Source organism: Aminobacter sp. P4_D5 (assembly GCF_056401815.1).
The window spans coordinates 1-10,020 of the sequence record NZ_JBFUIP010000192.1 but is presented as its reverse complement, the minus strand read 5'-3'; the positions used below and the strand labels follow the sequence as shown (position 1 = coordinate 10,020).

Genomic DNA, 10,020 nt, shown 5'->3' with positions numbered 1-10,020 from the left:
ACCTTGCCGAAGCCAACGAGAAAGGCACGCTGTTCGGCTCGATGTCCCAAGGCCATGCCAGCCCAGCTGCAGTGAAGAACGCCATGTATGACGTCATCACACGCCAATACAACGGCGACATCGACTCCAAGGCCGCGGCCCAAGCGCTGGCCGAAGCGGTTGCCGCAGCCAAGGGCTAAGTTTAGCCCAGTGCCCCGGCTTCGGCCGGGGCACCCTTTACCAGATCAACCCAGAGGCTGGACCCATGGCCGATCTTACGACGACCGCACCCCGCGCGGTAGCGAACCCGCGCGCGACGATGCAGGATCTTCTGCCGAAGCTCGTGCTGGCGCCGAGCTTCGCGGTGATCCTTATCTTCGTGTACGGCTTCATCATCTTCACGGCCTTCCTGTCGTTCTCAGGCTCGAAGCTTTTGCCTGATTTTTCGACCTGGGTCGGCTTCGGCAACTATGTCAGGCTGTTCAACCATCCCAACTGGATCACGGCCCTCAAGAACCTCGCCATCTTTTCGGTGCTGTACATCGTCGTGTGCAGCGCGATCGGACTGGCGCTTGCCATCTTCCTCGACCAGAAGATCCGCGGCGAAGGCTTCCTGCGGCCGATCTACCTGTACCCCATGGCGTTGTCGTTCATCGTCACCGGCGTTGCCTGGAAATGGTTCCTCGATCCGGGCATCGGGCTTGAGCACGTCATGCAGTCATGGGGCTGGGAAAGCTTTTCGTTCCGCTGGATCAAGGACGGCAAGATGGCGATCTACACCATCGTCATTGCCGCGGTCTGGCAGTCCTCGGGCTTCGTCATGGCGATGTTCCTCGCCGGCCTGCGCGGCGTCGACAATGAGATCATCAAGGCCGCCCAGATCGACGGCGCCTCGACGCTCACCATCTACCGCCGCATCATCATTCCGCTGATGCGCCCAGTGTTCCTCTCGGCTTTCGTGGTGCTCGCCCACCTCGCCATCAAGTCCTACGACCTTGTCGTGGCGATGACTGACGGCGGCCCCGGCACCGCGACCTGGACCCCGGCATTGTTCATGCAGAAATTCACATTCGGACGCAACGAAATGGGCATGGGCGCCGCTTCTGCGATCATCATGATGATGATGATCTTCACCATCATCGTGCCCTATCTCTATTCCGAGCTCGGGGGGAAGAAAAAATGAGCGCTGCTTCCCAAGACGTCGCCACCCGCAACAGCATCTTCGCCCGCGCCATCATCTATGTCGTGCTCATCCTGTTTGCGATCTACTACCTGCTTCCACTCTACGTCATGGTGGTCAATTCGCTGAAGCCGCTGGAGGAAATCCGGCAAGGCAACATGCTGGCGTTGCCGCAGCAATGGACGATAGCGCCCTGGCTGTCCGCATGGTCGACGGCGCAGATCGGCGTGCAGCCGGTCGGGCTCAAGCCCTATTTCATCAACTCGGTGCTGATGGTCGTTCCTGCGGTCGCCATCTCCACCATCCTCGGCGCGCTCAACGGCTATGTGCTGACCAAGTGGCGCTTCAAGGGTGACAGCATCGTCTTCGGCATGATGCTGCTTGCCTGCTTCATTCCGTTCCAGATCGTGTTGATCCCCTCGGCCCGCATCCTTGGCCTCACCGGGCTTGCCGGCACCATCACCGGGCTGGTGCTCATCCACGCCATCTACGGCCTTGGCTTCACCACGCTTTTCTTCCGCAACTATTACGAGGCGTTTCCAACCGAGCTGATCCGCGCGGCACAGATCGACGGTGCCAGCTTCTTCCAGATATTCCGCCGCATCCTTCTGCCGTCGTCGGGGCCGATCATCGTCGTCACCGTCATCTGGCAGTTCACCAACATCTGGAACGACTTCCTGTTCGGCTCGTCCTTCTCGGGCTTCAACTCCATCCCGCTCACGGTGGCGCTGAACAATCTGGTGAACTCGTCGACCGGCGTGAAGGAATACAACGTGCACTTCGCCGGTGCGATCCTCGCGGCCCTTCCCACCCTCATCGTCTACATCGTCTCCGGACGCTACTTCGTGCGCGGCCTGATGGCCGGCGCGGTCAAGGGGTAAGCCCATGTCGTTTCTCAAGATCAGCAATCTCTACAAGTCCTATGGCCAGGTGGAGATCCTCAAGGACATCAACATCGAGATCGACAAGGGCGGTTTCCTGGTGCTGGTCGGCCCSTCGGGCTGCGGCAAGTCCACGCTGCTCAACACCATTGCCGGACTCGAACCGATCACCTCGGGCGAGATCGCCATCAACGGCAAGTCGGTGGCCGGGCTGCATCCGTCCAAGCGCGACATCGCCATGGTGTTCCAATCCTATGCGCTCTACCCGAACATGACGGTTGCGGGGAACATCGCCTTTGGCATGGAAATTCGAGGCGTGCCCAAGGACGAGCGCGAAAAGGCGATCAAGACCGTCGCCGACATCCTGCAGATCGGCCATCTGCTCGACCGCAAGCCGAGCCAGCTTTCCGGCGGCCAGCGTCAGCGCGTCGCCATGGGCCGGGCGCTGGTGCGCGATCCGCAGGTGTTCCTGTTCGACGAGCCGCTGTCCAATCTCGACGCCAAGCTGCGCGTCGATATGCGCACCGAAATCAAGCGCCTGCACCAGCGCATGAAAACGACCATCGTTTATGTCACCCATGACCAGATCGAGGCGATGACGCTGGCCTCCAAGATCGCCGTGCTGAAGGACGGTGTGTTGCAGCAGTTCGGCACTCCGGCCGAGATCTACAACAGCCCGGCCAACATGTTCGTCGCCGACTTCATGGGCTCGCCGGCGATGAACCTGCTCAAATGCCGTCTCGAAGGCGGTGCGGGTGGTCTCAGTGTCATTCTCGATCGCCCTGGCGATCAGCCGCTGGCACTGCCTATCAAGGTGGCCAACGGCGCGCTCGGCGCCTATTCCGGCAAGGAGATCATTTTCGGCGTGCGGCCTGAGGCGCTGACCGACCCTGATGGCGCCGACCGCAACGMCAAATCCATCGCCGAAGGCGAGTGCCTGATCGAGGTGGTGGAGCCGGCCGGCTCCGACACCTTCGCCGTCACCAAGCTGGGCGGCAAGGAGGTGGTCGCGCGGCTGCGTGCTGACGCGGCCATACATGCAGGCCAGAAGACGAAGCTCGCCTTCAACCTCGACAAGGCGGTCTTCTTCGACCCCACGAGCCAGCTGCGTATCGCCTGAAATGCCTGGATCGCCTGACATCGTCATCATCGGTTCAGGTGTCGGCGGGGCTACGGTCGCCGCTGGCCTTGCTGCGACCGGCGCCGAGATCCTGATCCTGGAGACCGGCGGCCACATCGAGGACCGCCCCGAAAACCGCGACCAGCGTGCCATCTTCCAGCGCGGCCATTTCCGCCCTGATGAGACCTGGTATGAGGCCGACGGTACCGGATTCAATCCCGGCAACTACTACAATGTCGGTGGCAATTCGAAATTCTACGGTGCCGTGCTGACACGCTATCGCCGCGAGGATTTCGCAGAGATGCAGCATCTCGAAGGTGTGTCGCCGGCATGGCCGTTCCCTTACGAGGAACTGGAGCCTTGGTACGGCCTGGCCGAGGCGCTTTACCAGGTGCGCGGCGCACTTGGCGAAGACCCGACCGAACCCGTGCATTCGAAGCCCTATGGGCTGAGGCCTGTCGCCGATGAACCAGCGATTGCAAAGGTGCGGGCGCGCCTGAAGGCGAAAGGCGTGCATCCTTTTTCGCTGCCGCTGGGTGTCGACATCGAGCGCTGGCTCGCCAAGGGCAAGACGCCGTGGGACGCGCATCCCAACAGTTTCGACGGCAAGATGGATGCCGAGACGGCGGCACTTGCGATCGCGCTGAAGCATGAGAACGTCAAGTTACAGACCGGTGCCAAGGTAACGCGGCTCGAGACCGGAGCGGACGGGCGCAACATTGCTCCCGTGCATTTCACGCAGAATGGCGAGAGCCGGGTGCTGAAGCCGAAGCTCGTCATCCTGTCGGCGGGCGCGGTACAGTCGGCAGTGCTTCTGCTGCGCTCGGCCAACGACGCGAATCCTAGGGGTCTCGCCAACAGCTCCGACCAGGTCGGCCGCAATTTCATGAACCACAACTCGACGGCGGTGATCGCCTTGAGCCCGTGGTTTCGCAATGACTCGATCTACCAGAAGACCTTTGGCTTCAACGATTTCTATCTATCGGACGGCGAGGGCGGTCCGCCGCTCGGCAATGTACAGCTGCTCGGGCGCATCTCGGGCACTATCCTGAAGGGCGCCATGCCCTCGGTGCCCGAGTGGTTGCTCAACCGGGTGACCGCGCATTCGATCGACTTCTACGCGATGAGCGAGGACCTGCCGTCGCCCGAAAGCCGCGTCATGGTCGACGGCGATCGCATCGTGCTGAAATGGGTGCGCAGCAACTGGGAGGCGCATGAGCGGCTGGTGGGGAAGCTCAAGGACGTGCTGCGCAGCGCGGGCTTTCCGATCGTGGTTTCCCGCGCCTTCGACAAACGCACGCCGTCACACCAATGCGGTACCGTGCGCATCGGCACCGATCCCAAAGATGCGCCGCTCGATGTCTTCTGCCGCGCCTTCGACCACCCGAACCTGTTTGTGGTCGACGCGAGCTTCTTGCCGACGTCCGCTGCGGTCAATCCGGCCCTGACGATCGCAGCACAGGCGCTGCGCGTCGCCGACCATATTGCCAGGAAGGAGCTTGCGGCATGAGCATCCAGGCGAAACCCGTGGCCATCGTGACCGGCGCGCGCCGGGGCATCGGACTTGCGGTTGCCAAGGCTTTGGCCGAAGCGGGCTTCGACCTCGCCATCACCGACCGCGAGGAGGACCAGGCAGCGGCCGACGCTGTGTCCGGCCTCGAAAAGCATGGTGCCAAGGTACTGTTCGTCGCCTCGGACCTCGCCGGGATCGAAGGCCATGCGGCTACGGTGGCCAAGATCGTCGAGCATTTCGGGCGGCTCGACTGCCTGGTCAACAATGCCGGCATCGCCTCCAAGGTGCGCGGCGACTTCCTCGAACTCACGCCCGAGAATTTCGATGCCATCATGGCGGTCAATCTGCGCGGCACGGTGTTTTTCACGCAAGCCGTGCTGCGGATGATGCTGGCCATGCCGCAGCCAGGCCAGCGGCGCTCGATCGTCAACATCACCTCGATCTCGGCGGAGATGACCTCGCCCGAGCGGCTCGACTACTGCATGTCGAAGGCTGGGCTCGCCGCCTTCACCCAGGGGCTGGCGCTCCGGCTGGCAAGCTCCGGCATCGATGTGTTCGAGATCCGTCCCGGCATCATCCGATCCGACATGACGGCGAAAGTTACGGAAAGATACGACCGGCTGATCGCCGAAGGGCTGGTGCCGGCCGGGCGCTGGGGCGAGCCCGACGATATCGGACGCATCGCGGCAGCCCTTGCCAGCGGCGCCTTCGGTTTCGCCACCGGTTCCATCATCAAGGCCGACGGTGCGTTGTCGGTCGCGCGACTTTGAGAGTTTCGAGATGACCTACGACTACATCATCACAGGCGCCGGGCCGGCCGGCTGCGTGCTCGCCAACCGGCTGAGCGAGGACGCGGATGTTCGCGTGCTCCTGCTTGAAGCCGGCGGCGGCGACTGGAATCCGCTGTTCCACATGCCGGCGGGTTTCGCCAAGATGACCAAGGGCGTGGCCAGCTGGGGCTGGGAGACCGTGCCGCAGAAGCACATGAAAAACCGCGTGCTGCGCTACACCCAGGCCAAGGTCATCGGCGGCGGGTCGAGCATCAACGCGCAACTCTACACGCGCGGCAACGCCACCGACTACGATCTATGGGAGCGCGAGGACGGCTGTACCGGCTGGAACTACCGCTCGGTTTTGCCCTATTTCAAGCGCTCGGAAGACAACCAGCGTTTTGCCGACGACTATCATTCCTATGGCGGTCCGCTCGGCGTTTCGATGCCGTCGGCGGCACTGCCGATCTGCGATGCCTATATTCGTGCCGGCCAGGAATTAGGCATCCCCTACAACCACGACTTCAACGGCCGCCAGCAGGCGGGTGTCGGCTTCTACCAGCTGACCCAGCGCAACAAGCGCCGCTCGTCGGCGTCCATGGCCTATCTCGATCCGATCAAAAACCGTCAGAACCTCACTGCTCGCACAGGCGCACGCGTGACGCGCATCGTGGTCGAAAAGGGCAGGGCGGTTGGAGTCGAAGTGGCCCACGGCAATAGCGTCGAGTTCATCCGCGCCGAGCGCGAGGTGCTGGTCACCTCAGGCGCGATAGGCTCGCCGAAACTTCTGCTGCAGTCGGGCATCGGCCCGGCCGATCATTTGAAGGGCGTAGGTGTAACAGTCGTTCACGACCTCAAGGGCGTCGGCGAGAACATGCAAGATCATCTCGACCTGTTCGTCATCTCCGAATGCACGGGCGATCACACCTACGACAATGTCGCCAAGCTGCACCGCACGCTGTGGGCCGGCCTGCAATATGTGCTGTTCCGCACCGGACCGGTGACGTCGAGCCTGTTTGAGACCGGCGGCTTCTGGTATGCCGACCCCGACGCGCGTTCGCCCGACATCCAGTTTCATCTCGGGCTTGGCTCGGGCATCGAGGCGGGCGTTGAGCGGCTCAAGAACGCCGGTGTGACGCTGAACTCGGCCTATCTGCATCCGCGCTCGCGCGGCACCGTGCGGCTTGCGTCGAGCGATCCCGCGGCAGCGCCCTTGATCGACCCGAACTACTGGAGCGATCCACATGACCGCAAGATGTCGATCGAAGGGCTGAAGGTCGCGCGCGAAATCATGCAGCAGGCCGCGCTCAAGCCGTTCGTGCTGGCCGAACGCCTGCCTGGGCCGGGCAAAGTCAGCGACGAAGACCTGTTCGACTATGGCTGTGCCAACGCCAAGACCGACCATCACCCCGTCGGCACCTGCCGAATGGGCACCGACGACATGGCGGTGGTTGATCTCGAATTGAAGGTGCATGGCATTGCAGGCTTGCGCGTCTGTGACAGCTCGATCATGCCGCGCGTGCCTTCGTGCAACACCAACGGTCCGACGATCATGGTTGGCGAGAAGGGCGCGGACATCATCCGCAATCGCGAGCCGCTGCCCCCAGCCATTTTCACCCATGAGCGCAACGACGCGCGGCCACGAGCGCGCGCCGAGGTGAGTTAGGCGTACTGCCGGCGCCAGCTGCGTTATCTGGACATGCGAGCAGCACGTGAAGGCGCTGCTTCGGCAACCTTGTTGCGTTCGACCAAACGCGCCATGTCCGCCAACAACACGTCCTGCTCGTAGAAGGCGATACGTCCGCGACCGAGTTCTTTTGCGCGATAGAGCGCCTGGTCCGCACGCTTCAACCAGGTCCTGACGTCCTGGCGTTCCTCGCCCAGCAGCGTGATGCCGACGCTCGCGCCGATGGTGATGTTATGGCCGTCGATGTCGTACGGCGCGCACAGCACCTCTACCAGCCTGCTGCCAAGAGCCGCGGCCGCCTCGGGCTGATCGGCATTCGTTTGCACGATCGAGAACTCGTCGCCGCCGACACGCGCGATGCAGTCCGTGCCGCTCGTGCAACTGCGCAATCTGGCAGCAACTTCGCACAGGAGCGCGTCGCCCACGGGGTGGCCGAGCGTGTCGTTCACCTGCTTGAATCGGTCGAGGTCGAGACAAAGCAAGGCACCTTGCGCGCCATTGCCGGCCTCTTTAGCAGCCTCCTCCAGGCGCAGCCGGAACAGAGTGCGGTTTCCAAGTCCCGTCAGCGCATCGTGGTGCGCCATATGGGCGATGCGGGCCTGATCTTTTTTCGGCGCGTCGATGTCTTCGAGGACACCGACCCATTCAACAACATTGCCATTGTCGTCGGCGACCGGAGAACCCTGCGAGCGGACCCATAGCCACTGATCGTCCCTGACCTTGAGGCGGAACTCGACATCCAGCGGTGTCGCATTGGCGATCGCCTCGCTCCAGGCTGCCGATGAATGCGGCCGGTCTTCGGGGTGGATGGCATCGGCCCAATCGTAGCCCACGAGCTCGCTTGCGGGCCTGCCGGTCAGTTGCTCCCAGCCGGTGGCCGAACCGACCCCATCGAAAGAACGTCGCCAAAGCACGATGGCGCCTGCTTCGGCAATGACCCGATAGCGCCGCTTCTCACTTCGCAACGCCTTTTCGGCTTTCTCGAAGCTCAGCCGCAGCATTTCGAATTCGCGAATGGACGAAGGCGGCACTGACGCGTCGTTCGACAGCTTGCCGTCCGCAATCGCGTTGCTGTGGGCGACCAGCGCCTGTACCGGCTGGAGGATGCGGCGGCCCAGCCACATGGCAAGGGTGAGCGCCAGCCCGATCGCCACGATTGCACCGATCAGAAGACTCATGATGGGATCGCGCCAGCGCGCGTTGAAAACGCTTGTCGGCTCGCCGACGACGACAACCCAGCCCGGAGTGCCCTGCAGTTTCTGGAACGAAAGCATGACCGGCAAGCCTTCTGCGGTTTCTGCTTCGATCAGTCCCGAGTCGGTTCCCAGCGCCKGGAGTTTAGGCCAGTCGGGCGCGATTTGACCGACGAAACGTTCCGGCTCGCGCGAGCGCGCCACGATGCGGCCGTTGCCATCGGTCACCGCGACGAGAATGCCAGTCAGCGAGCGTTTTCCTCGCAGCAAGGTCTGCACCAGCGCGGAAGGGGAAGTCGTCAGGACAAACGCGGCCTGGCCGCCTGTCACCGGCAGCGCCAGTGACAGCAGGGGCCTGTCGTCCCTGATGACGATGTTCGAGACCATCGGCGATTGGCTCTGCAGTGCGGCCAAGGCGGTGCCTGCGGCCACAGTAGAGCGGGAACGCAAAACATGCATGCTTTCCGCGTCGACCAGTGCGACCTCACCATCGAGGCCGATCTTGCCGAAGCCTTTCTCAGACAGCGGGATCGGCTCCGCATGAGGCTGCGCAAAGGACGATGCGAGCACTTCCATGGTGGCGAAGCGCCCCTGCAGCTCGCCCTCTATGGCGTTGGCGAGCGTGCCGGCGGTGTCGTTCAACCTGGTGGTCGCGGTGTGCATGTAAGCGTATCCCGCATGCCAGACCGCAAGGGCCGAGACTGCGATTACCGGCACGAGGCAGACGAGCGCCAGCGCCAGGAGATAGCTGTTCAAGCCCCGCTGCACGCCCTGTTTCGCTTCCGTGACCACCTTGCACATACTCCCATGGATGCAACCCAGCGTAGGCCGATACCAGGGGCCGCTAATGCACCCAAAAGCCTTCCAAATGGTCAACATTTGGAGCGCTTGAGGCCGGGATAGCTGAATTCATGCCACCTCGGAGAGGAAGTTGAAGCGGGAAGCAAGGACGTCGGGGAGGTGGTACTGCAGACGCCGCTCTAGCCGAAAGGGCCGATCTGGAAGACCATGCTGACGATGGCGGCGACGCCGATGAAAAACAGGATCACTGCCGTGACGAGCGTGAACGATGGCGGGAAACTGCTTTGGGCGTGGACGAGCCCGGCAGCTCTCATCGCCTCACGCTCCCGTCGCAGGCCCAGCATGAACTGAAGATGGTAGATGATGCCGACAACGAGCATGACGATGCCCAGCGCGACAAGGGCAATGCCGAAATTGCGCGCCGGTGCTGTGCCGGTCAGCGCTGCTTGTTCGCGCAATTTCTCAAACACCTGGTAGATGGTGAAGCCGAAGCTGATCAACGCAAGCGAGGTGCGGATCACCGACATCAGGGTACGGTCGGCGCTCATGCGCGTGCGCTGGAACGCCATACCGGTTCGACGGGCGGCGAGTTCGTCCGAAACCTTGTCAAACGCAAGCGTGGGTTCCGTCGGCGTGACGTTCCTCCCGATCAAGTGCAGGGCAACAAATTCAGAGCTGGCAGCGATAGTATCTCATCGATATCTCGGGGAAGCTCGGGTCCATTCGCTCGAACGTATCCTTGTCGACCACCCTGAATGACATGGACATGCTCTGGAACATCACGGAATCGGCGCAGCTCAGAAGCACCGAGAGGTGGTCTTTCATTTCGCTTATCTTGCCAGCGGTGCAAGACATGTTCGACCCGGTGATCTTGTTGCCGTTGATGAGGATGCCTG

At 62.5% G+C, this 10,020-nt stretch carries 9 protein-coding genes and 1 pseudogene; 7 read left to right on the top strand and 3 right to left on the bottom strand.

The genetic code is table 11. The features are described 5' to 3' along the window. The 7 genes and pseudogenes from AC1DWF_RS27140 to AC1DWF_RS27110 form a co-directional block, all read left to right on the top strand. A pseudogene (locus tag AC1DWF_RS27140) lies at positions 1–179 on the top strand (sugar ABC transporter substrate-binding protein); the annotation flags it as partial. A gap of 65 nt (positions 180–244) precedes the next feature. Beyond that, positions 245–1,162: a carbohydrate ABC transporter permease gene (locus AC1DWF_RS27135; protein ID WP_476781457.1), complete on the top strand. Its 918-nt coding sequence runs from the start codon at positions 245–247 to the stop codon at positions 1,160–1,162. Then, positions 1,159–2,040 carry a carbohydrate ABC transporter permease gene (locus tag AC1DWF_RS27130; RefSeq protein WP_476781456.1) on the top strand — a complete coding sequence of 294 codons (882 nt, stop codon included), beginning with the start codon at positions 1,159–1,161 and terminating at the stop codon, positions 2,038–2,040. Before AC1DWF_RS27135 ends, AC1DWF_RS27130 begins: the two co-directional genes overlap by 4 nt. 4 nt (positions 2,041–2,044) lie before the next feature. Continuing rightward, positions 2,045–3,160: an ABC transporter ATP-binding protein gene (locus AC1DWF_RS27125; protein ID WP_476842262.1), complete on the top strand. Its 1,116-nt coding sequence runs from the start codon at positions 2,045–2,047 to the stop codon at positions 3,158–3,160. Between the two features lies 1 nt (position 3,161). Beyond that, complete coding sequence (locus AC1DWF_RS27120) at positions 3,162–4,670, top strand: GMC oxidoreductase (protein WP_476781454.1); 1,509 nt, start codon at positions 3,162–3,164, stop codon at positions 4,668–4,670. Continuing rightward, positions 4,667–5,443 carry a 3-ketoacyl-ACP reductase gene (locus AC1DWF_RS27115; protein WP_476781453.1) on the top strand — a complete coding sequence of 259 codons (777 nt, stop codon included), beginning with the start codon at positions 4,667–4,669 and terminating at the stop codon, positions 5,441–5,443. Before AC1DWF_RS27120 ends, AC1DWF_RS27115 begins: the two co-directional genes overlap by 4 nt. A 10-nt stretch (positions 5,444–5,453) precedes the next feature. Then, on the top strand, positions 5,454–7,109 hold the full coding sequence (locus AC1DWF_RS27110; RefSeq protein WP_476781452.1) for a GMC family oxidoreductase: 1,656 nt from the start codon (positions 5,454–5,456) through the stop codon (positions 7,107–7,109). Between the two features lie 23 nt (positions 7,110–7,132). On the opposite strand, the gene AC1DWF_RS27105 is transcribed toward AC1DWF_RS27110, so the two are convergent. The 3 genes from AC1DWF_RS27105 to AC1DWF_RS27095 all read right to left on the bottom strand — a co-directional run. After that, positions 7,133–9,079 (bottom strand): diguanylate cyclase domain-containing protein, encoded by a 1,947-nt coding sequence (locus AC1DWF_RS27105; protein WP_476842261.1) that lies wholly within the window; start codon positions 9,077–9,079, stop codon positions 7,133–7,135. A gap of 224 nt (positions 9,080–9,303) precedes the next feature. Next, entirely contained in the window at positions 9,304–9,777 is a 474-nt protein-coding gene (locus tag AC1DWF_RS27100; protein ID WP_476842260.1) for a YidH family protein, read from the bottom strand. 16 nt (positions 9,778–9,793) lie between these two features. Continuing rightward, a partial coding sequence (locus AC1DWF_RS27095) for a hypothetical protein (protein WP_476842259.1) occupies positions 9,794–10,020 on the bottom strand: 227 nt, incomplete at its 5' end.

Bases quoted from the DNA above. Each gene is read 5' to 3' on its own strand.
- AC1DWF_RS27130 (WP_476781456.1), top strand. From the start codon at position 1,159: ATGAGCGCTGCTTCCCAAGACGTCGCCACCCGCAACAGCATCTTCGCC.
- AC1DWF_RS27120 (WP_476781454.1), top strand. From the start codon at position 3,162: ATGCCTGGATCGCCTGACATCGTCATCATCGGTTCAGGTGTCGGCGGG.
- AC1DWF_RS27115 (WP_476781453.1), top strand. From the start codon at position 4,667: ATGAGCATCCAGGCGAAACCCGTGGCCATCGTGACCGGCGCGCGCCGG.
- AC1DWF_RS27135 (WP_476781457.1), top strand. From the start codon at position 245: ATGGCCGATCTTACGACGACCGCACCCCGCGCGGTAGCGAACCCGCGC.
- AC1DWF_RS27110 (WP_476781452.1), top strand. From the start codon at position 5,454: ATGACCTACGACTACATCATCACAGGCGCCGGGCCGGCCGGCTGCGTG.